Annotated in this window: 21 protein-coding genes and 2 pseudogenes; 13 read left to right on the forward strand and 10 right to left on the reverse strand. The window is 65.7% G+C overall.

Features of this window, described 5'->3' with window-relative positions; genetic code table 11:
- Window positions 1-6 precede the first annotated feature (6 nt).
- Both RBA40_RS08680 and RBA40_RS08685 read right to left on the reverse strand, forming a co-directional pair.
- Window positions 7-471 (reverse strand): DUF2269 family protein, encoded by a 465-nt coding sequence (locus RBA40_RS08680; RefSeq protein WP_306647548.1) that lies wholly within the window; start codon window positions 469-471, stop codon window positions 7-9.
- Window positions 471-1,763: an SDR family oxidoreductase gene (locus RBA40_RS08685; protein WP_306647549.1), complete on the reverse strand. Its 1,293-nt coding sequence runs from the start codon at window positions 1,761-1,763 to the stop codon at window positions 471-473. Before RBA40_RS08685 ends, RBA40_RS08680 begins: the two co-directional genes overlap by 1 nt.
- A gap of 69 nt (window positions 1,764-1,832) precedes the next feature.
- Between RBA40_RS08685 and RBA40_RS08690 the strand changes: the two genes are divergently transcribed.
- Entirely contained in the window at window positions 1,833-2,300 is a 468-nt protein-coding gene (locus tag RBA40_RS08690; RefSeq protein WP_306647550.1) for a hypothetical protein, read from the forward strand.
- Between the two features lie 17 nt (window positions 2,301-2,317).
- Window positions 2,318-2,845 carry a hypothetical protein gene (locus tag RBA40_RS08695; protein WP_306647551.1) on the forward strand — a complete coding sequence of 176 codons (528 nt, stop codon included), beginning with the start codon at window positions 2,318-2,320 and terminating at the stop codon, window positions 2,843-2,845.
- Between the two features lie 12 nt (window positions 2,846-2,857).
- On the opposite strand, the gene RBA40_RS08700 is transcribed toward RBA40_RS08695, so the two are convergent.
- Both RBA40_RS08700 and RBA40_RS08705 read right to left on the reverse strand, forming a co-directional pair.
- Window positions 2,858-5,347, reverse strand: a complete 2,490-nt coding sequence (locus RBA40_RS08700; protein WP_306647552.1) for a TonB-dependent receptor plug domain-containing protein — start codon at window positions 5,345-5,347, stop codon at window positions 2,858-2,860.
- Between the two features lie 241 nt (window positions 5,348-5,588).
- Window positions 5,589-6,536: a DUF808 domain-containing protein gene (locus RBA40_RS08705; protein ID WP_306647553.1), complete on the reverse strand. Its 948-nt coding sequence runs from the start codon at window positions 6,534-6,536 to the stop codon at window positions 5,589-5,591.
- A 233-nt stretch (window positions 6,537-6,769) separates the two neighbouring features.
- Here RBA40_RS08705 and RBA40_RS08710 point away from each other — a divergent pair, with 233 nt between their 5' ends.
- The 5 genes from RBA40_RS08710 to RBA40_RS08730 all read left to right on the forward strand — a co-directional run bounded on the left by RBA40_RS08710 (window position 6,770) and on the right by RBA40_RS08730 (window position 11,069).
- The gene (locus tag RBA40_RS08710; RefSeq protein WP_306627683.1) at window positions 6,770-6,982 is read left to right on the forward strand and encodes a BrnA antitoxin family protein; all 213 of its coding nucleotides are present in this window, start codon (window positions 6,770-6,772) and stop codon (window positions 6,980-6,982) included.
- Window positions 6,983-7,216: 234 nt separating this feature from the next.
- Entirely contained in the window at window positions 7,217-7,501 is a 285-nt protein-coding gene (locus tag RBA40_RS08715) for an HU family DNA-binding protein (RefSeq protein WP_054265369.1), read from the forward strand.
- 163 nt (window positions 7,502-7,664) lie between these two features.
- Window positions 7,665-8,306, forward strand: coding sequence for a LysE family transporter (locus tag RBA40_RS08720; RefSeq protein WP_306647554.1), 642 nt, complete (start codon window positions 7,665-7,667; stop codon window positions 8,304-8,306).
- Window positions 8,307-8,422: 116 nt separating this feature from the next.
- Window positions 8,423-10,627 carry a DUF6600 domain-containing protein gene (locus RBA40_RS08725; protein ID WP_306647555.1) on the forward strand — a complete coding sequence of 735 codons (2,205 nt, stop codon included), beginning with the start codon at window positions 8,423-8,425 and terminating at the stop codon, window positions 10,625-10,627.
- A gap of 175 nt (window positions 10,628-10,802) precedes the next feature.
- On the forward strand, window positions 10,803-11,069 hold the full coding sequence (locus tag RBA40_RS08730; protein WP_306647556.1) for a DUF493 family protein: 267 nt from the start codon (window positions 10,803-10,805) through the stop codon (window positions 11,067-11,069).
- On the opposite strand, the pseudogene RBA40_RS08735 reads toward RBA40_RS08730, so the two are convergent.
- The 4 genes and pseudogenes from RBA40_RS08735 to RBA40_RS08750 all read right to left on the reverse strand — a co-directional run bounded on the left by RBA40_RS08735 (window position 11,062) and on the right by RBA40_RS08750 (window position 14,664).
- Window positions 11,062-11,948, reverse strand: a pseudogene (locus tag RBA40_RS08735) (ABC transporter permease). The gene RBA40_RS08730 and the pseudogene RBA40_RS08735 overlap by 8 nt on opposite strands.
- A pseudogene (locus RBA40_RS08740) lies at window positions 11,945-12,767 on the reverse strand (ABC transporter ATP-binding protein). The pseudogenes RBA40_RS08735 and RBA40_RS08740 overlap by 4 nt, the downstream one beginning before the upstream one ends.
- A 1-nt stretch (window position 12,768) precedes the next feature.
- Complete coding sequence (locus tag RBA40_RS08745) at window positions 12,769-13,773, reverse strand: ABC transporter substrate-binding protein (RefSeq protein WP_306647557.1); 1,005 nt, start codon at window positions 13,771-13,773, stop codon at window positions 12,769-12,771.
- 21 nt (window positions 13,774-13,794) lie between these two features.
- Window positions 13,795-14,664 carry a TauD/TfdA dioxygenase family protein gene (locus RBA40_RS08750; RefSeq protein ID WP_306647671.1) on the reverse strand — a complete coding sequence of 290 codons (870 nt, stop codon included), beginning with the start codon at window positions 14,662-14,664 and terminating at the stop codon, window positions 13,795-13,797.
- A gap of 200 nt (window positions 14,665-14,864) precedes the next feature.
- On the opposite strand from RBA40_RS08750, the gene lipB reads away from it, so the two are divergent.
- The 5 genes from lipB to RBA40_RS08775 all read left to right on the forward strand — a co-directional run bounded on the left by lipB (window position 14,865) and on the right by RBA40_RS08775 (window position 18,123).
- A complete protein-coding gene (gene lipB, locus RBA40_RS08755) occupies window positions 14,865-15,611 on the forward strand; it encodes a lipoyl(octanoyl) transferase LipB (protein ID WP_306647558.1) in 747 nt (248 codons plus the stop codon).
- On the forward strand, window positions 15,608-16,600 hold the full coding sequence (lipA, locus tag RBA40_RS08760) for a lipoyl synthase (RefSeq protein ID WP_099873150.1): 993 nt from the start codon (window positions 15,608-15,610) through the stop codon (window positions 16,598-16,600). Before lipB ends, lipA begins: the two co-directional genes overlap by 4 nt.
- 21 nt (window positions 16,601-16,621) lie before the next feature.
- On the forward strand, window positions 16,622-17,314 hold the full coding sequence (locus RBA40_RS08765) for an alpha/beta fold hydrolase (RefSeq protein WP_306647559.1): 693 nt from the start codon (window positions 16,622-16,624) through the stop codon (window positions 17,312-17,314).
- Window positions 17,311-17,583, forward strand: a complete 273-nt coding sequence (locus RBA40_RS08770) for a hypothetical protein (RefSeq protein WP_306647560.1) — start codon at window positions 17,311-17,313, stop codon at window positions 17,581-17,583. The genes RBA40_RS08765 and RBA40_RS08770 overlap by 4 nt, the downstream gene beginning before the upstream one ends.
- 69 nt (window positions 17,584-17,652) lie before the next feature.
- Entirely contained in the window at window positions 17,653-18,123 is a 471-nt protein-coding gene (locus RBA40_RS08775; protein WP_306647561.1) for a hypothetical protein, read from the forward strand.
- Window positions 18,124-18,161: 38 nt separating this feature from the next.
- Here RBA40_RS08775 and RBA40_RS08780 read toward each other — a convergent pair whose 3' ends face one another.
- Window positions 18,162-19,130, reverse strand: coding sequence for an MBL fold metallo-hydrolase (locus RBA40_RS08780; protein WP_306647562.1), 969 nt, complete (start codon window positions 19,128-19,130; stop codon window positions 18,162-18,164).
- A 125-nt stretch (window positions 19,131-19,255) separates the two neighbouring features.
- Here RBA40_RS08780 and RBA40_RS08785 point away from each other — a divergent pair, with 125 nt between their 5' ends.
- Window positions 19,256-20,197 carry a LysR family transcriptional regulator gene (locus tag RBA40_RS08785; RefSeq protein WP_306647563.1) on the forward strand — a complete coding sequence of 314 codons (942 nt, stop codon included), beginning with the start codon at window positions 19,256-19,258 and terminating at the stop codon, window positions 20,195-20,197.
- Between the two features lie 59 nt (window positions 20,198-20,256).
- Here the strand turns inward: RBA40_RS08785 and RBA40_RS08790 are convergent, their stop codons facing one another.
- The gene (locus RBA40_RS08790; protein WP_306647564.1) at window positions 20,257-20,838 is read right to left on the reverse strand and encodes a hypothetical protein; all 582 of its coding nucleotides are present in this window, start codon (window positions 20,836-20,838) and stop codon (window positions 20,257-20,259) included.
- Window positions 20,839-20,918: the final 80 nt, after the last annotated feature.

Raw genomic sequence — 20,918 nt, forward strand, 5'->3', positions numbered from 1 at the left:
GCGCGCTCATACGGGTTTAGCCACCATCAGCCAGAAGATGATGACCAGCGCGAAGAAGGCTGGAATCCCCAGCAGCACCCAGAAGCGCAGGTAGCGCCAGTACAGGGGCGGCAGCTCGGTGCCGTCGCGCGCGGCCACCTGGGCCATGTCGCGCATGCGCAGCTGCATCCATACCACCGGCAGCCAGCAGGCGCCGGCAAAGAAATACAGGGCGAACGACCACGCAATCCAGGCGCTGGTCAAGGGATAGCCGGCCAGATGGATCATGTACAGGCCGGTCACCGGCTGGACGATGATGGTGGTGGTGGTAAAAATCCAGTCGGCCAGCACCACGTGGCGGCTGACTACGGCAATGGCGCGCACGTCGCGGCTCAGGCTGGTGAACAGCATGTAGAAGGCCGAGCCGATGCCGGTGCCGAACAAAAAGGTCGATGACAGGATGTGCAGCCATTTGACGATCATGTAGTCCATTATTTTTCCTCATCAAGTTCAAACAGGAGCCAGATCGCGGCCAGCATGGGCAGGTTCTTGGTCAGCGGACCGTAGGGATGGAGCAGGAATTCGGGCAGCTTGAACGCGATCACCAGCGTATAGAAACCGATCAGCAGCAGTTGCGCGCCCCACAGCCAGCGCCGCCGTTTCAGGGTCAGGATGCCGATGCCGATCAGCAGGTCGAGCGCGCAAGCACCGTACAGCATCAGCGGCGCCAGCGCGGGCGGCACACCTGTGCGTTCGAGCAACTGGTAGCTCTGTTCGACCGGATACAGCCCGGCCGAGACCGCCGCCGTGGCAATCCACACCGCCGCGATGGAAACGCGCAGCACCGGCATGAGCCAGTGCAGCTTGGCCTGCATGCGCTCGGCGGCGGGGTCGTCGATGAAGCTGCTGACCGGGCGCGGCAGGCGGCCGATCAGGCGCACCGTCATGCCGGAATCGGCGCTGCTGCCGCGGTCGAGCATGCGCAGGGCATCGCGGTTGAGCAGGCTGCCCGGCAGCAGGCGCGCCAGCCCGGCCAGCGCGCTGCCGCACCAGGCCGGCAAGCGCAGCACGCGCAGCTTGCCCAGGCCCATGCTGCTGCGCAACGCCGCCAGATAATCGGTGAACGGCAAGGCGGCCGGGCCGACCAGGGCGATGCGCTGGGCCGTGGCGCCGCCCGGGCCGACCGGCAGCGGGCGCCGGATCAGGCTGGCGATGGCGCTGACCACGTCGTCCACGTGGATCGGCTGCACCAGTTGCGGCGCGCTGCCGAAACGGGCGCACAAGGGCATGCTGGCCAGGGTGCGGAACACGCGCGCGCTGACCCCGTCCTTGCCGTACACCAGGGACGGCTGCAGGATGGCCGAACGCAGCGGCAGCAGCGCCAGGTAATCGTCGGCCGCTTTCTTGCTCAGGTGATAGGCGCTCTCGGCCTGCTGGTCAGCGCCCAGCGCGGACAGCTGCAGCACCATGCGCACGTCGTCCGACTCGACGCAGGCGGCAAACAGCGCGCGCGGCGTATCGCTGTGAACCGTGGCGAAGGTTTGCTTGCCGTGCTCGCGAAAAATGCCCACCGTGTTGATCACAACATCGATGCCGTCCAGGCGCGCCAGCCAGACCGATTTATCGGTATCCTTGACGAAGTCGGCTTCGATATAGCGCAGGCGCGCACGCGTGGCGGCGGGCGGCTTGCGCACGGCCGCCACCACGTAATAACCCTCGGCAAGCAACACGTTCAGCAGATGCCTGCCGATAAACCCGCTCGCTCCTGTCAGCAAAATGCGCATCCGACCTCCTTACCATTCATACCAATAGAGCCTATACCAACACGTTCATTTAATTCCACGAGGACATTCATGGATACCTGGAAATCTGCAACCCAACGCGGCCTCGTCTCGGGGGCCACCGCCAGCCTGCTTTCGAGCGCCGCCCTGGCCGCTCTGGGCAAGGCAACCGATGGCAGCAGCTTCGGCCCGACCAATGCCATCAGCCATTGGATCTGGGGCGAGAAGGCCGCGCGGCGCGACGGTCCTTCGCTGCGCTACACCCTGACCGGCTACCTGATCCACCATGCCAGCGCGACTTTCTGGGCCGTGCTGTTCGAGCGCCTGATGGGCCGCCAGCTCGACAGGAAAGATCCGGTCGCCACCTTGCAAGCGGCCGCCGCCGCCTCGGCCGTGGCCTGCTTCGTCGATTACCAGATGACGCCCGAGCGCCTCAAGCCCGGCTACGAAAAACGCCTGTCGCAGCCCTCGCTGGCGCTGGTCTACGGCGCCTTCGGGCTGGGCCTGGCGGCGGGCGCCTTGCTGATCCGGCGCGGCTAGCCTGCACCGGAGTCGGGATGATAGCGGGTTTTCTGCTCGCGCTCATCGGCCACGGCGTCATTGGCGCGCTCGATGTGTTGATCAATCACGAGCTGATCGCCAAAGTGCCGCGCCGGCGCGGGGCGGCGCGCGAGCAGCGCCTGCACAGCGCGCGCGAACTGGTGTTCGCCGCGCTGTTCGGTGCGCTTGCATGGTTCGAGTGGCATGGCGTGTTCGCGCTGGCCATCGGCGCGCTGCTGGTGCTGGAATTGGCGATCTCGACGGTCGACCAGGTGCTGGAGGTGGATATCCGCACGCTGCCGCCGACCGAACGCGCGGCGCACGTGGTGCTGTTCGTCAACCTGGGGATCATCATTGCGCTGCTGGGGCAGCAGTTGCTGGCGTGGGCGGCGTTGCCGCCGGCACTGGTGCGCGTGGACCATGGCTGGGCCAGCTGGATCTTGAGCGGACTGGCCATCGCCTCACTCGGATGGAGTGTGCGCGATGGCCTGGCGGCCTCACGGCTGCGCCGCCGTTCCCGCATGGGCGGCAACGGCGGCTTGTAGCTTACGCGCCGATCAGAACGCGTATGTGGCGCGCGCGTACACGAAGCGCCCGCCACGCCCGAACGCGGCGTAGTTCGGGAATGGCGCATTGCCGCTCGGATTGAGCGCATTGCCGACCGATTCAGGATACTTGTCGAACAGGTTTTCCGCACCGAACGCCAGGTTCACTTTCGAGGTCACCGCATAACGCCCTTCGAGGTCGATCACGGTTTTCGCGCCCAGGGTCACGTCCAGCGCCGGCGAGGCGTTCGGCGAGAGCACCTTGCCGTAGCGGGTGGCGCGCAGGGTGGCGCCCATCTGGCCGAGTTTCCAGTTGGTGCTGGCGTTGAACTTGTTCTTCGGCTGGCCCTGTTCCAGCGACAGCACGTTGAGCCGGTCGAACAGCGGGGTTGGCGTCGGCAGCGCCGCCAGTTGCGCCGTGGCCGGGACCTTGGTCACGTCGGTCTTGGTGAAGTTGCCCGCCACCGTGAAGTCGAACTTGCCGGCCGCGCCGCCGTTGGCCGCCCAGTTCACCACCACGTCCACGCCATCGGTGGTGGTATCGACGCCGTTGATGAAGAAGCGCCCGCCGCCCACGCCGATGAAACCCTGCTTGGTCAGGAAATTGCGCACATCGGCGGACGTGAGGTTTTCCGACAGCACGATGCGGTCGCGCACCTTGATGCGGTAAGCGTCGATGGTGACGTTGGCGCCGCCCAGGCGCATCACGGCGCCGAGCGAGGCGTTGACCGATTTCTCGGCGTCGAGCGGCTTGGCGCCGAGGGCGACGGCCACCGAATCGGTCGGGCGGAAGGTGGTGATCTCGAACGGCACGCCGGTGATGAAGTTGGTCGCCGTCGAGGTGAAGTTCTGCTGCTGGGGCGAGGGCGCGCGGAACCCGTTTTGCACCGAGGCGCGCAGGGCGAACGCCTTGCTGAAGTCGTAGCGGGCCGCCAGTTTGCCGGCCAGGCTGTCGCCGAAGTCCGAATAATGCTCGCCGCGGATCGCCACCGAGGTCAGCAGCGACGGGGTGATGTTCGCTTCCAGGTCGACAAAGGCGCCGATGGCGGTGCGGTGCGTATCCGATTCATTCTGCGGACGGAAGCCCGAAAACACTTGCGCGCCCGGCGCGGTCGGCTGGCCGTTCGGCAGCAGCTGGCCGCCGAAGCGGTAGGAATCGGGCTCGCCGGCGAACAGGCTGTAGCCTTCGCGGCGCGCCTCGGCGCCGACCGCCACGTTCAGCGGCGACGACAGGGCCGCCAGCGCTACCGAGCGCACCCCGGTCAGGTTGAACACCAGCTGGTCGTATTCGAAGCCGCCGGCGTCGAACGAGGTCTTGCTGCTCGGGCCGATCGAGCGGTTCAGGGTGTTTTCGATGGTGAAGGCCATCTTGTTCTTGCCGTAGCCGAGCGAGGTATCCATTTCCCAGTCGCCCATGCTCCAGCTGGCGCCACCGGTGGCGGCGAAGTCGTCGACCACCGGCGAAATGATCGGCATGAAGCCGTCCGGGTAGATCGATGGAATGTTGCGCGGATCGTTGGACCAGCGGAAGAAGCCGGCCGAACTGGCTTCGCGCTTCTGGTAGCTGGCCCAGCCGTAGACCTTGACGCCGTTGCCGAGCGTGTCGCCGGCATTCGCGAACACGGTCGACTGCTTCATTTCCGGCTCGCCGTACCAGGTGTTGAAGCGGTTGATGGTGTTTTCGCGCGGATCGTACGCGCCGCCCACCAGCGCGTACTGCTGGCGCATGTCGTAGCCGCTGCGTTCGGTGTGCTTCTGGTCCTTGAATTCGCCGGCGATGGTCAGGTAGCCGGTTTCGCCCAGCGCCAGGCCCTTCCACATGCTCACCGTGGCGGTCTGGCCGTCGGTGCGCTTGCGCGAGTTCTGGGCCTGCCAGGTGGCGTTGGCCGGGGCCGGGCCGGTCAGGAAATCGTATTCGGTCAGGCGCGCGCCGTAGTTGACGGTCGCTTCGCCGCCGTCGCGGTTGCTGCGCAGGCGCAGGTTGACCACGCCGGAAATCGCGTCCGACCCGTACTGGGCGGCCGCGCCATCGCGCAGCACTTCGATATTCTTGACGATTGCGGTCGGGATCGTGTTCAGGTCGACGGCGGCCGAGCCGCGCCCGATGGTGCCGTTCACGTTCACCAGGGACGATGCGTGGCGCCGTTTCGAGTTCACCAGCACCAGCGTCTGGTCGGGCGCCATGCCGCGCAGGGTGGCGGGGCGGATGGTGTCGGTGCCGTCGGCCAGGCCCGGACGCGGAAAGTTCAGCGACGGCAGGGCCACGGCCAGGGCCTGGTTGATTTCGGTGGTGCCGGAATTCTTGAGCGATTCGGCCGAGATGATGTCGACCGGGGAGGCGGTGTCGAGCGCGGTGCGGTTGGCTACGCGCGTGCCGGTCACGACCACGGTATTTGAAGTGTCATTCGGTGCTGCGTCCTGGGCGATTGCCGCGCCGGTGGCGAACAGCGCTGCAATCGATAATGCCAATACGTGCTTCTTTGGTGCGAATGTTGTCTGCATACCTGCTCCCTTGGTGAAATATTAATTTTCTTTTAACTCAACCTATCAACTCAGTCATGTGAATAGCGGAAATCTTGCCGGACCATACTGAGACGAAGATATGACAAAGTCAATTCGGAAGGAGCTTATGCAGATCTGATAACAACAGTTTGGATAGTTTCGTCAGTTCCGCGTAAGAAACACGGCAACCCTGGACGGGCGGACGGTAGCGGCGGCCAGAACGGCCGCCGCATGACAACGATCAAGCGTGGCCGCTGGCCTGCTTGCCTTTGAACAGGCGCTTGGCGCCCATGACCACGCCCAGCACCAGGGCGCCGGCGATCAGGCCGATGATGGCGTCGATCAGGGTCGGGACAATCGCCTTGAGCACCGGGCCGATGCCGGCCACCGCGCCGGCCGCCGTGGCGGCGTCCTCGACCAGGTGGTGCAGCGCGCCGATGCCGTGCTCCAGGATGCCGCCGCCGACCATGAACATGGCCGCCGTGCCGACCACCGACAGGGTCTTCATCAGCTTGGGCGCGGCGGACAGCAGCAGGCGGCCGAAGGCGCGCGCGGCGCCGTTGGCGCGCTCGCTCAGGTACAGGCCGGCGTCATCCAGCTTGACGATCCCGGCCACCAGGCCGTACACGCCCACTGTCATCACGATGGCGATCGTGGTCAGGACCGCCACCTGCTGCCCGAACGGCGCCTTTTCGACCGTGCCGAGCGAGATGACGATGATCTCGGCCGACAAAATGAAGTCGGTGCGCACCGCGCCCTTGATCTTCTCTTTCTCGAGCGCGACCAGGTCGACCGACTCGTCGCTGAGCGCCTTGACCAGCTGGTCGTGGTGCGCCGCGTCCTCGGCCGGGCTGTGCAGGTATTTGTGGGCGATCTTCTCGAAGCCCTCGAAGCACAGGTAGGCTCCGCCGATCATCAGCAGCGGCGTGATGGCCTGCGGCAGGAAGGCGCTGATGGCCAGCGCGGCCGGCACCAGGATCGCCTTGTTCAGGAAGGAGCCCTTTGCGACCGCCCATACCACCGGCAATTCGCGGTCCGCTTTCACCCCCGTGACCTGCTGGGCATTGAGCGCCAGATCGTCGCCGAGCACCCCGGCGGTCTTCTTGGCCGCCACTTTGCTCATCACCGCGACATCATCGAGGATGGTCGCGATATCGTCGATTAATGCCAGTAAACTGCTTGCAGCCATCTGTCCTGCTCCAAAGTTGGTCGAAAGGGAGCATCTTAACCCGAGTCCGTTCAGCCCGGCTTTTTGCGTTTCACCCCCCGGAATCTGCAACTCGTCGCTTTCCGGCCGTTGTCGCCGTGTCATGTACGTATAGTGAAATCAGTGCAAGGCCCGGCAATTATCCACGCAATCCGGGCCTGCCCTGATCGATTCCACGCACGCAAGCCAACCATACGATGTAAAGCGAGGCAACCATGAAATCCGAGTACGATTTTTCGAACACCGCCAACACCGCCGGCCGCCCGGTCAAGCGCAAGACGCGCATCACCATCTACCTCGACGACGAGGTATTGCAGCAGTTCCGCTCGCTCTCCGAGCAGAGCGGCAAGGGCTACCAGACCCTGATCAACGCCGCCCTGCGCACCCGCCTGCCGCAGGCGCGCCCCGAGCCGGCATTGGCCGAGTAAGCGCGCCGGCGCCGCCGCCGGCCCGCCCGCTGTCTGCCGCCGCACGCGCGCAGCATGCGCCGATGCGCATCGCGCACACCCCCGCGCGGCGCTTTTCGGGCCGCGCACGATAGCCCCCGATATCGTCGTGATCCAGTCACAGCGGGGGTTACTTTTGCGCGTACTCTTCGGAATTTATTACACTAGGCAATAATTATGCTAATCTTCCCGCTCTTTTAACACGGGAGGATTTTTATGAAAAAAGGCGAACTGATTGCGGAATTTGCGAAGCGTACAGAAATGTCCGGCGCAGCTGCCAACAGCGCGGTGAACACGATCATCGATATCATCACCGAGCGTCTGAAAAAAGGCGACACGGTTGGTATCACCGGTTTCGGTACGTTCTCCGTTGCCAAGCGCGCTGCGCGCAAGGGCCGCAATCCATCGACTGGCGAAGCGATCAAGATCGCTGCGTCGAAGTCGCCTAAGTTTTCGGCTGGCGCAACCCTGAAGGCTGCGGTCAACCCGAAGAAGAAGTAAGCGACTCTGTGCGCGGCCTGAAGCGGCGGCGTCGGTCCCAGACCGGCTTCGCCGCTTCAGCTGCCGCGTGTTTCCCCTTCTTTTGCATCCTGCCGCATCCTTCTGCATCGCCCCGTATCTTGTTGTATCCTGCTGGTCCCCCTTTACTGCGCACCACATTCCCATGCCGCTTGCCACCTGGATTGCCTTCGTCATCGCCGGTTCGCTGATCGCCATTTCGCCCGGTTCGGGCGCCGTGCTGTCGATGTCGCATGGCCTGGCCTATGGCTTGCGCAAAGCCAGTGCCACCGTGGCCGGCCTGCAATGCGGCTTGCTGCTGGTGTTCGCCATCGCCGGCGCCGGGGTCGGTTCGCTGCTGCTGGCGTCGGAACTGGCGTTCAATATCGTCAAGATCATCGGCGCGCTCTATCTGATGTACCTCGGCGTGCAGCAGTGGCGCGCCCCGGTGCCGGCCAGCACCGGCCACGCCGGCGCGCCCTTGCTGGCTCATCCATCCTGGCAAAAGCGGGCGCTGACGGGCTTCCTGACCAATGCGACCAACCCCAAAGGCATCATTTTCATGGTCGCGGTGCTGCCGACGTTTATCTCGAAGTCCCTGCCGCTGCTGCCGCAGCTGGTCATTCTTGGCGCCACCATGCTGGTCATCGATACCGTCGTCATGCACGGCTATGCCTTCCTGGCCTCATCCATGCAGCACTATTTCCGCGATGCCGGCGCGGTGCGCAAGCAAAACCGCTTTTTCGGCGCCGTGCTGGTGTTCATCGGCGGTGCCCTGTTCTTCGTGAAGCGCGGCAACCAAAGCTGAGTTGCTCAACAGGTAACAGTAGCGCACAATGTGCAACTGTTTGTAACCCGTGTCGTCCGCCCGCGCTCTCGCGCGTTACAGGTGGACGACGTCCCTCGTCCGCCCCTGGAGCTTGTATGACTTTTCCTTTCCGTAAAACCGTGATGCTGTTGGCGTTTTCCGCCCTGTCCACGCTGGCGCTGGCCGATACGCCCGCGCGCGTGGGCCGCATCGCCTTGGCGCAGGGAGCGGTCAATATCAGCTCCGAAGTGGGCGACGAAGCCACGGCCGCGCTGGTGAACTGGCCGGTGACTTCAAGCAGCCAGATCAACACCGGGCGCGACGGCCGCACTGAAATCCGGATCGGGTCGACCTCGGTGCGGCTCGACAGCGACTCCTCGCTCGAAGTCGTCGAGCTCGACGACGACACCGTGCGCCTGCGCCTGCATTACGGCAGCGCCAGCATCCGCGTGCGCAACGCCGAGGTGCTGCGCGGCCTGGAAATCACCACGCCGCAAGGCCAGATCCGCATGAAGGACGTGGGCCGCATCCGCATCGATGCCGAACGCGTGCGCGACACTACCAACGTGTCGGTGTTCGAGGGCGTGGCCCAGGTCGACGGTGGCGGCTCCAGCCTGGCGGTACGCGCCGGCAAGCGTGTCGACGTGCACGAGGACGATGTGCGCACCGCGCTGGCGGTACGCGATGGCTTCGACGAGTGGGCCCTGCAGCGCGACGAGCGCGACGTGCGCACCACGTCCGACCGCTACGTCACCAGCGAAATGACCGGCTACGAAGAACTCGACCAGCACGGCGTGTGGCGCGAGGACAGCGACTACGGCCCCCTGTGGACCCCGCGCCGCGTGGCCGCCGACTGGGTGCCGTACCGCGACGGCCGCTGGACCTATCTGGCGCCATGGGGCTGGACCTGGGTCGACAACGCGCCGTGGGGCTACGCCCCCTCGCACTACGGGCGCTGGGTGATGGTCAGGCAGCGCTGGTCGTGGGCGCCGGGCCGCAACATCGGGCGTCCGGTGTGGGCGCCGGCGCTGGTGGGCTGGGTCGGCGGCAATAACTGGAACCTCACGTTCACCGACAACGGCGGGCGCCGCGCCGCGCCCGCGCAGGGCTGGTATCCGCTCAATCCGGGCGAAAACTACGTGCCGGGCTACCACCTGCGCCCGGAACACCTGCGCCACCACAACCGCCATGCCCGTCCCGACTATCGTCCGGGCCGGCGCGACGGCCTGACGGTGGTCGGTCTGAACCTGTTCGACGGCCGTGGCCAGATCGTGGTGCCGCGCGCGCCGCGGCCCGTGCTCACGCCGCAGGCCACGCAAAATGTCCCGTTCGGCGCGCCGCCGCGCCCGCAGGGCAACTGGTCCAACCGTTTCGACCGCGATGGCGATGGCCGTCCCGACCGTCATGGGCCGGGCCGCGTGATCACCGTGCCGCCGAACGGCGCCCAGCCGGTGGTGCCGTTCAGCCGCCGCGACGGTCGCCCGTCCGACAACGAGCGTCTGGTGCGCACCCCGCCGCAAGTGCCGCGCGCGGTCATGACCAATCCGGCGCCGCCGGTGCTCACGGTGGGCGAGCCTCAGCGCAGCCTGGCCGAACGCGACCGCCGCCAGCGCGAAGCCGAAATCGAACGGCGCGAGCGCGACCTGGCCAACGAGCGCCGCCTGCGCGAGGTCGAGGTGGACAGCCGCCGCGTCACCGAGGGCCAGCAACGCCAGCGCGAAGCCGAACTGGCCGAGCGCCGGCGCGAAGCCGACATGGAGCGCCTGCGCGGCGCCGAAAGCCAGCGCCAGCAAGCGTTCGACAATGAACGGAGCCAGCGCGACGTCGAAGCGCAACTGCAGGCGCAACGCGACGCCAACAATCGCCAGCAGGCCGACCGTCAGCAGCGCGACGCCAACCTGCGCCTGCAGGTCGAACGGGTGCAGCGCGACGCCGACCACGAACGCCGCCTGCAAGCGGAACGGCAACAGCGCGAGAGCGACAACGAGCGCCGCCAGCAAGCCGAGCGCCAGCAGCGCGATGCCGACAATGCGCGCCGCCAGCAGGCCGAACGCCAGCAGCAGGCGGAGCGCCAGGCGCGCGACGCCGACAATGAACGCCGCCAGCAGGCCGAGCGCCAGCAGCGCGAGGCGGCTGCCGCTGCCGCCGCGGCACGCCAGGCGCAGCAGCAGCAAGCGCAACAGCCGCAACAGCCGCAGCCGCAGCAAGTGCAGCAGCAGCAACAGCGGCAAGCCGAGCAGGCCGACAAGCGCGAGCGCGCGCGCGAGGAACGCCAGGACCGCCAGGACCGCCGCCACAACGTGCAGCAAGATATTCGCTGAGCCGCCCGGCTCCGTACCAGTCTCACCTGTTCCCCGCAAGGGAATAGTTCAAGGCCAGCCAAGTGCTGGCCTTTTTTTGGCTACAATGTCACCAAGAGCCTGAAACCGGTGTTCCCCTGCGCGGAATACTGCTGTGTTGTCATTTGTGTTGTCATTTTTTAGAACTGGATGGTGTATGGACCCGACTGAATCCCTTATCGAATACCCGAGCGACTTCCCGATCAAGGTGATGGGCGCCACGCACGCGGATTTCGCGGCGACCATCGTCGACGTGGTGCTCGAATTCGACCCCACGTTTCACATCGGCCGCATGGAAGTGCGCCCTTCGCCGAAAGGCAATTACACCGGCCTGACAGTGACCGTGCGCGCCACCAGCCGCACCCAGCTCGACGACCTGTACCGCGCGCTGCACGGCCACCCGATGGTCAAGATTGTCATGTAGGCGAGCCCAGCGCCTGGCGCTGCATGCCCCAGCGGCGCACCGTCAGGCGTTCGAGGGTCTGGAACACCAGCCCTTCGACCAGCAAACCGATGGCGATCACCGCCGCCAGCCCGGCAAACACCTTGTCGGTGAACAGTTCGTTGCGGCTCTGGAAGATGTACCAGCCGAGCCCGCCCTGGCCCGAGGTCGTCCCGAACACCAGCTCGGCCGCGATCAGGGTGCGCCATGCGAACGCCCAGCCGATTTTCAGTCCCGACAAAATGGCCGGCAGCGCCGCCGGAATCATCACCTGGAACACCAGCGGCGCCCCATTCAAGCCAACATTGCGTCCGGCCATGCGCAGCGTTTCCGGCACGCTGCCGAAACCGGCGTAGGCGTTCAGCGCCAGCGGCCACATCACCGAATGGACCAGCACGAACACCAGGCTGGCGCGGCCCAGGCCGAACCACAGCAGCGCCAGCGGAAGCAGCGCAATCGCCGGCAGCGGATTGAACATCGCGGTCAGGGTTCCAGCAGGTCGCGCCCGACGCGGCTGCCGATCGCCAGCGAGGTGAGCACCAGCGCGCCGGCCACGCCCAGCGCATAACCCTGGACCAGCACCGCCAGCGACGCCGCCACGTAGCCGGGCAACTCGCCCGACAGCATGCCGGCCGCGAACGCGCGCGCCGTCTGCAGCAGGTCGTTATCCTGCCAGCGCGCCAGCGCTTCCCACAGGCCGGCCAGGAGCAGCAGCAAGAGCGACTTGCGCAGCCAGGTGTGCTGCAAGGCACGGCGCAGCGGGGGCGGCGCGTCGTCGATCACGGTTGAGGCCGGCGCGCCCGGCGGTACCAGAGGCACCACGTATTCCGGGCGGATCGGCGGCAGCGGCCGGGCGTTCATGCGGGCACCGGCTCAAGCGCTTGCACGGCCAGCGCATCGTCGCCGAACAGCCGGCGGTGAATGCGCTGGGTGGCCGCCTGGAACGCCGCGCCGCCGGCGCTGCCCAGGTCGAACTGGTGACTGTTCAGCTCGGCGCGTACGCGGCCCGGATGGGGCGACAGCAGCACGATGCGGTTGCCCACCACCAGCGCATCTTCGATCGAATGGGTGACGAACAGCATCGTGAAGCGGATTTCTTCCCACAAGGTCTGCAATTGCTCCTGCATGCTGCGGCGCGTGAGCGCGTCGAGGGCGGCGCACGGCTCGTCCATCAGCAGGATGGCCGGCTGCATCGCCAGCGCCCGCGCAATCGCCACGCGCGCCTTCATCCCGCCCGACAAGGTGTGCGGAAAAGCGTCGGCGAACGGCGACAGGCCGACCTTGTTAATCCAGTGCAGGGCGCGCGCCCGCGCCTCGGCCCTGGCCACGCCGCCAGCCAGCAGAGGAAACATGACATTGCCCAACACCGACTTCCAGGGCGGCAGCTGGTCGAATTCCTGGAACACCACGAAGCGGTCCGGGCCGGGGCGCAGGATCGGCTGGCCGTCCAGGGTCAGGCTGCCGGCGCGCGGCATGATGAAGCCGGCGATCGCCTTGAGCAAGGTCGACTTGCCGCAGCCGGACGGCCCCAGCAGCACCAGGCGGTCGCCCCGGTGCACCTCGAAGCTGGACGTTGTCAAGGGCGCGCACGGTGGCCGCGCCGCTGCGGTACTCTAGCGTGACGCCCTCGGCGCGCAGCAGCGCTTCGCCGGGCGCCATGGGGAAGCGGTGCACGTCCATGTCAACTCCCCGAGGCCACGGCCGGGCTCTGGAAAAAGTAATCGCGCCAGCTGGCCGGCTGCTTTTTCAGCGCCCCGGCCTGGAACAGGAACTGCGCCAGGCCGAAGGTGTTTTGCGGCGCCACCTGGAACTGCACTTTCGGATTTTTGATGACCTTGAGCAGCAGGGCGCGGTCGGTGCTGCTCTTGTTCACGGGCAAATAGGCGTCGGCCGCCGCTTCCGGGCTGGCGCTGATGAACTGCGCGGCCTCGGCCAGCGCATCGACAAAAGCGCGGTACGTTTTCGGATTGTCCTTCAAATATTTCTCGGTGGCGTACAGCACCGTCGACGAACCCGGGCCGCCCAGCACCTCGTAGGAGTCGAGCACGATGTGGGCCTTGGGATTGGCCGCCAGTTCCTGCTCCTGGTAAGGCGGGGTGGCGAAATGGGCGTTGATCTCGGTCTGGCCGGCAATGATGGCGGCGGCCGCGTCCGGATGCGGCAGGGTCTGCGTGAGGCGGTCGAGCTTCTTGAACTCGGCCGTGCCCCACTGTTTCGCCGCCGCCATCTGCAAAATCCGCGCCTGCACCGACACCGTGACCGCCGGCAGCGCGATGCGGTCCTTCTCGCTCAGGTCGGCGATGGTCTTGACGTTCGGATTGGTGCTGATCAGGTAATACGGAAAATTGCCCAGCGACGCCACGCCCTTGACGTTCTGCTTGCCGGCGGTGCGGTCCCATACGGTCAGCAGGGGGCCGATGCCGGCGCTGGCGATATCGATCGAGCCCGACAGCAGCGCATCGTTGATCGCTGCCCCGCCCGACAGCTTGACCCAGTCGACATCGATTTCCACGCCCTGCTTGCGGCCATGCTTTTCGATCAGCTTCTGGTCCTGCGCCACGTTCAGCAGCAGGTACACGATGCCGAACTGCTCGGCGATGCGGATGCGCCCTTCGGCCCGGGCCGGGTTGCAGGCCAGCGCGGCGGCGCAAGCGAGGGCGCATGCGGCCTTGTTCAATAGCTTCATGGTGGTTTCCTTTGGCGTGGGTCAGAACGGCGCATTGCCTTCGATGGTGGAGCGGTACAGCAGGCGGCGCTGGTGCTCCGGGCAACCGGCGGCCAGGTGCATGACCGAGCGGTTATCCCAGAACACCATGTCGCGCGCCTGCCACTGGTGGCGGTAAATGAATGCGGGCCGGGTGCTGAACGCAAACAGCTCGTCGAGCAAAGCGCGGCTGTCGCTGTCGGGCAGGCCGATCACGCGGGTGGTGAAATGCTCGCTGACGAACAGGGCGCGGCGCCCGGTTTCCGGATGGGTGCGCACGACCGGATGCACCGCCGGCCGCACTTCGTCGATCTGGGCGCGGGTCAGGTCGGGGCGCCACGGGCTGCGCTTTTGCAGTTCGGCATATTTGGCCAGGTAGCTGTGTTCGGCGCTGCGCCCGTCGATGGCGCGCCGCAGGTAGCCGGGCAGCTGGTCCCAGGCCAGGTGCTGGTTGGCGAACAGGGTATCGCCTCCGTCTTGCGGCAACTCCTGCGCGTGCAGCATCGAGCCCAGGCTGGGCACGGTCTTGTACGACAGGTCCGAATGCCAGAAATGGCCGGCGTCGCCCAGGCCGAGCGGCTGGCCGTTTTCCTTGACGTTGGAAATAATCAGCACTTCCGGCTGGGTGGGCAGCTGGAATTGGCGCAGTACATGGATTTGCAGCGGGCCGAAGCGGCGGCTGAAGGCCACCTGCTGGGCCGGCGTGATGTGCTGGTCGCGAAACACCAGCACATGGTGGTCGAGGTGGGCGCGGTGGATCAGGGCGAAATCTTCCTGGCTCAGCGGAACCGACAGGTCGAGGCCGGTGATGGCCGCGCCCAGCGGAGCGTCGAATGGGGCGATGTCGAAACGGGTGTCGAGGACGGCGGCCATGGCGGTGAGCGGGTGATGATCGAGCACCCAGCTTATCGGCGTGCGTTTGGCGCGGCAACGAAGCATTTCAACTATGCTAATGCGGCTGGTGGCCGGCCATTTTGTGTTCATTTCAACTATGCTAATGCGGCCGCTGGCCAGCAGCCGGGTGAGCACTCGCTTATAATGGCAGGGCTCCCTTTATCCCCGATCGACGACCCATGCTCCCCATCCGCCCTGCGCAGGCGATCATCCGCGACCTCGGCCGTGCCGACTACGAGCCGGTGTTTGCCGCCATGCGCGCCTTTACCGACGCGCGCGACCCCGACACCACCGACGAACTGTGGATCGTCGAGCATCCGCCCGTCTTTACGCTGGGCCTGGGCGCCGACCGCGCCCACCTGCTGGCCGGTGCCGACACCCCGGCCCATGGCGTTCCCGTGGTGCAGACCGACCGCGGCGGCGAAGTGACTTTCCACGGCCCCGGCCAGGTGGTGATCTACCTGCTGATGGACCTGCGCCGCAACAAGCCGGGCGGCAAGTTGTACGCTCGACAATTCGTCGAAAAAATCGAGCAGGCGATCATCAATGTGCTGGGAGCGTATAATCTGCTCGGCGAGCGCATCGCCGGCGCGCCCGGCATTTATATCGCCGGCGGGCCGCGCAAGGGCGCCAAGATCGCCGCGCTCGGCCTCAAGGTGCGCGGCAACGGCTGCACCTACCATGGCGTGTCGCTCAATGTGGCGATGGACCTGGCGCCGTTTTCCTGGATTAACCCGTGCGGCTATGCGGGCCTGGAAACGGTGGACATGCGCAGCATGGGCGCCGAGGCCGCGCTGGCCGACGTGCAGCAAGCCCTGGCGCGCGAACTGGTGCAGCAGCTCGGCTCGGGCGGCGCACCGCACAACGAATCGCATAACAACGCATCGAACAACACCACCGAGCCCCATGGGCAAGCAGCCAAATGACTTCTGACACCGATACCAGCATCGCCCCAGTCTACAACGCCAGCGACAAGCAAAAAGGCGCCAGCAAGACCTCGCGCATTCCGATCAAGATCGTGCCGATCGGACAAGTCGAGCGCCTGAAAAAGCCGGACTGGATCCGCGTCAAGGCCGCTTCGGCGTCGTCGCGTTTCTACGAAATCAAGGACATCCTGCGCGCCAACAACCTGGTGACCGTGTGCGAAGAAGCGAGCTGCCCGAACATCGGCGAATGCTTCGGCAAGGGCACGGCGACCTTCATGATCATGGGCGACAAGTGCACGCGCCGCTGTCCGTTCTGCGACGTCGGCCACGGCCGTCCCGACCCGCTCGACGTGAACGAGCCGCACAACCTGTCCAAGACCATCGCCGAACTGCGCCTGTCGTACGTGGTGATCACCTCGGTCGACCGCGACGACCTGCGCGACGGCGGCGCCGGCCACTTTGTCGAGTGCATCAAGCAAACGCGCGCGCTCTCGCCGAATACCCGCATCGAAGTGCTGGTGCCCGACTTCCGCGGCCGCCTGGCCAAGGCGCTGGCGATCTTCGCCGACGGCTTGCCGGACGTGATGAACCACAACCTCGAAACCGTGCCGCGCCTGTACAAGGAAGCCCGTCCCGGTTCCGACTACACGCATTCGCTGGAATTGCTGCGCGACTTCAAGGCGCTGTATCCGAACGCGGTGACCAAGTCCGGCATCATGGTTGGCCTGGGCGAAACCGACGAGGAAATCCTGCAAGTGATGCGCGACCTGCGCAGCCACAACGTCGACATGCTGACCATCGGCCAGTACCTGTCGCCGTCGGGCGACCATTTGCCGGTGCGCCGCTATGTGCACCCGGACGTGTTCAAGATGTTCGAGGAAGAAGCCTACAAGATGGGCTTCGTGCACGCGGCCGTGGGCGCCATGGTGCGCAGCTCGTACCATGCGGATGAACAGGCCCATAACGCGGGCGTGGCGATCAGCGCGTAAGTTCGGCCAGTGGTGACGTTGGTGCTGCTTCCGGGAATGGACGGAAGCGGCGACCTGTTCGCCGGCTTCATTGCCGCGCTCGGGGACCAGTTTGAAGCCATTGTCGTTTCCTATCCTCCCGCGCTGGCGCTCGGTTACGCCGGGCTGACCGAGCATGCGCGCGCGCAGTTGCCGGTGGACCGTCATTTCGTATTGGTCGGCGAGTCGTTTTCCGGGCCGGTCGCCATTGCGCTGGCAGCCTCCCAGCCTCCGGGACTGATCGGGCTGGTGCTGTGCTGCACCTTTGCGCGCACTCCGCGCCCGCTGCTGGCACCGTTGAGAATACTGGTCGGCGTGCTGCCCATGTCAGCCACTCTGACTCCCCTGATCGCACCCTTCCTGCTCGGCTTTGGCGCGCCCCTGGCGCTGCGCCGGGCCCTGCGCGCGGCACTCGACCAGGTGCCGCCAGCGCGCCTGCGCCTGCGTTTGAAGGAAGTGATGGCGGTCGATTACACCGCGCGCGCACGCTCCATCGACGTTCCGGTGCTGTACTTGCAAGCGGCACGCGACTGGATCGTTCCAGCCGCCGCCGCACGCCTGCTGGCATCGCTATGCCGGGACTGGCGCCTGGTGCAGCTGCGGGGGCCGCATCTGCTGCTGCAAAGCGTTCCCGGCCAAGCGGCAACGACGATCAACAACTTTGTGGCCGCGCTGGCTGCGGAAAGGACACAATGAAAGACCTGCATGGTAATGAGGTTGCGATTGGCGATATTGTGCGCGTTCTTGAAATCTATCAGGGCCTTCTCGATATGCTTCCCGTCGATGAGCTGCCGCATACGCTGGCGATGTTGAACAGCGAGTACCCCATCGAGGATTTCCCGGAGGAAGATAAAGCCAGCGTTACCAACTGGTGGGAAGAGGGGCCGGGGCAATGGGCGTGTAGTGGCCTGTATTTGCATGCGCACGAATTTGAACTTGTGAAAAAAGCCGGGAGTGCCGACTGATTCTCCAAAGTTGCTGCCCCCGGTTTGCGCCGGATGGCGCTCCGAGGCCATATCTGCGGCTGTACATGCTTGCTCTTCCTTCAGCAAGCAGCGCGCGACGTTGCGACGTCAAAAAAAAGGAATGAACTATTAACCAGGCATCAGGTCCAATATCCTGACGAAGTTTTCTGGCCAGTTTTTGGCCTCTATATTTTGCAAACCTCACCGGTCTACCCACTGTGCAATGCCATCGAGCACTTACGGGCAATGCCGGCCAATTGGTCGGCAACTCCCGTGGCCGCGCCTGATGCTGCCCAGATTGAGGCCGCGCAACGCGGATTGATCATGCTGATGTTGGCCGGTGTACCCGCGCCCGCACTCATGCTGCTAAACGATGGAACAGTTGCGGCATTCTGGCGCCGCGCCGACGCGTACGCGAGCATCGATTTTGACGCGGACGGCGAGTTTGCCTGGTCCGCAGCAAGTACGCTCGAAATAACTTCCGGTACCTGGACTGGCGGTGCAATGCCGTCGTCATTGCGCGACATCATCGGTGTCTAGGCCGGCGCAACCCGGCCCGCCTACGCCGCGCTCCTTTCTTAGCGCACCTGCGTGTAATTGACCGGCACCCACTGATACGATTTACCGGCGCTGCGCACGTGACCGATCCCCGGGAACTGCAGGTGCGACGCGCCCACCCAGGTGCCGTCCTTGGCGGCGGCGCTGAAGGTTTTCAGGCGCTGGGCCAGGGCGGCTTTCTCGTCCGAATCGAAGGCAATCGTGACCGTCGGATCGTCGAACTGCACCGCGCCCACGTGGATCAGGTCGCCGACCAGCATCAGCTTCTGGCCGCCGCTCTCCACCACATAACTGGTGTGGCCGGCCGTGTGGCCGTAGGTGGAAGTCGATTTCACGCCCGGCACCAGTTGCGTGTCGCCTTCGAACGGCTGGAAGCGCTTGGCATCGATGTAGGGCTTGAGCGAGGCGACCGCACCCTGGAAGAAACCCTTGCTCTCTGCCGGCGCTTTCTCCATGTTGGCCTGGCTCAGCCAGAAGTCGGCATCGCGTTTGTCGGCCCGCACCACGGCGTTGGCGAACGCTGCCGCGCCGTCTTTCGCGATGCCGCCCACGTGGTCCGGATGCAAGTGGGTGATGTAGATTTCATCGACCTGCTCCGGCTGGTAGCCCGACGCCTTCAGGTTCGCCACCAGCTTGCCCAGGTTCGGGCCGAACAGGCCGCCCGCGCCGCTGTCGACCAGCACCAGCTTGCTGCCGGTATTGATCAGGTAAGCGTTGAACGAGGTTTCGACCGGGCTGGCCAGGAACACTTTCGCCAGCGCCTTGTCGACCTTGGCCGGTGCGGTCTTGAGCAGTTTGTTGACCGGCAGCTCGGTCGTGCCGTCGGACAGCGCGGTCACTTCGAACTCGCCCAGCATCATGCGGAAGTAGCCTGGCGCCGATACCTTGGCCATCGGCGCGGCGGCGTGGACAGGGCTGGCGGCGAAGGCGGCAACGCCAAGGGCGGCCGCCAGGATCAGGGTGCGCGGGGTGCGGAAGAGTGTGGTCATGGCGTCTTTCGGGTCAGGTGATGGGAAAATGCTAAGCAGCAGTATGCAGCGTTGCACAACGCGGAACAATATGGCAATGTGCAAACTCTCTTTGCGTTGCGCGCAAACCCACCGGAGCCCTGCCCATGTTCGACGCCCTGCACTGTTTCCTGACCGTGGTCGACACCGGCAATCTGTCGCGCGCCGCAAAGGCCCTGCAGCTGGCGGTCTCGTCGGTGTCGCGCCGGATCGACTGGCTGGAAGAAGACGTCGGCGCCCGGCTGTTCGTGCGCAGTTCGCGCCTGGTGCTGCTCACCGATGCCGGCGAGCGCTTCCTGCCACGCGCGCGCCATCTGGTGGCCGAGCTGGCTGAAGCGAAGGCGGCCGTCACCGCGGTCGATCCCGAGCCGCGCGGCGTGCTCACCGTCACCGCCCCGCGCGCCTTCGGACGGCGCCATATCGCCCCGGCCGTGGGCGAGTTCCTGCACCGCTATCCGCTGATGGAACTGGAGCTGCAACTGAACGACGACGTGGTCGACCTGTCGGCCCAGCGCGTCGATGTGGCGATCCGCCTCGGCCCCCTGCCCGACAGCGATCTGCTGGCGACGTACCTGGCGCCACGGCGGCGCATCGCCTGCGCCAGCCCCACCTACCTGGCACGGCGCGGGACGCCGGCCACGCCGCTGGACTTGCTCGATCACAATTGCATGAGCTACGTCAGCCGCAGCGCGCTGGCCTGCTGGTGGTGCTTCGATGGCATCAACCGCAACAAACCCTTGCCGGTGAGCGGCTCCCTGCGCAGCGACGATGTCGACTTCATGCTCGACGCGGCCATCGGCGGCGCCGGCGTGGCCCATCTGCCGAGCTGGCTGGCCAGCGAAGCGCTGGTCGCCGGGCAGCTGGTGCCGCTGTTCGGCCCGGCGAGCCAGGGGGAGGAAAGGGTGACCGACGGCATCCACGCGGTGCGCTTGCCGGGGCGCTCGCATCCGGTCAAGGCGCAACTGTTCATCGCTTACCTGCGCGACCATGTGAGCACGCCACCGTACTGGGAAAGGGCGCTGGCCGCGCACGAACGTGGTGTTGCCTGAATGCGGAAACGCCTGCGGACGCAGGCGTTTTGACGACTTCTTACGGCGCTGTGACACGTTTACTTGGAGATGGCTACGCGGAATTTGTCGTCATCGAGCAGCTCGCCGACCAGGTCGCTGAACAGCAGTTCATACTCGCGCTTGGCCTGCTGGACTAAGGACTCAGCCCCGATCGATGTATTCCAGCGCGACTCGACCTTGAGTTCCTGGTCGTAACGCACCGCGCCGGCCCGGGTGACGATGAAGCGCGCGGCCAGCACGCTCTTGCCGGAACCGACCGCGGCATTGAGCCGGTTCAGCGTCATGGTGCCGGTGATGACCGTCGGGGCGTTGGCGTCGAGCAGGCTGGCCGCCAGCAGGTTGGCTTTGAGCGTGTTGCCCAGGTGTTGCGCGAACGAGCCCCCTGGCGCGTACAGCACACCGGCGGCGCGGATGGTGTTGCGCTTGTCGAGGGCGGGGTTCTGGCTGGCGTCGAAGGTGAAGCTGCCGACGGCGACCTTGTCGAAATTGGCATTGTACAGTTTGACGGTATTGCCCCGCGTAGCCGCCGGCACGGCCATGCTGGACTGCGCGCAGCCAGCCAGTTGCACGGCCAGGGCGGCGGCAGCGACGAGAGAGGTGAGGCGAAAAACCGCGGTCATGAAACGTCCTTGTTTGTGGGGGGATGCAGAACCGGCCAACAGAACGCGCAGCGCCTGGCAGGAAAGCGCTTGATCGTTCT

The sequence above is a fragment of the Massilia pseudoviolaceinigra genome (assembly GCF_030846505.1).
Lineage (GTDB): Bacteria > Pseudomonadota > Gammaproteobacteria > Burkholderiales > Burkholderiaceae_D > Telluria_A > Telluria_A violaceinigra.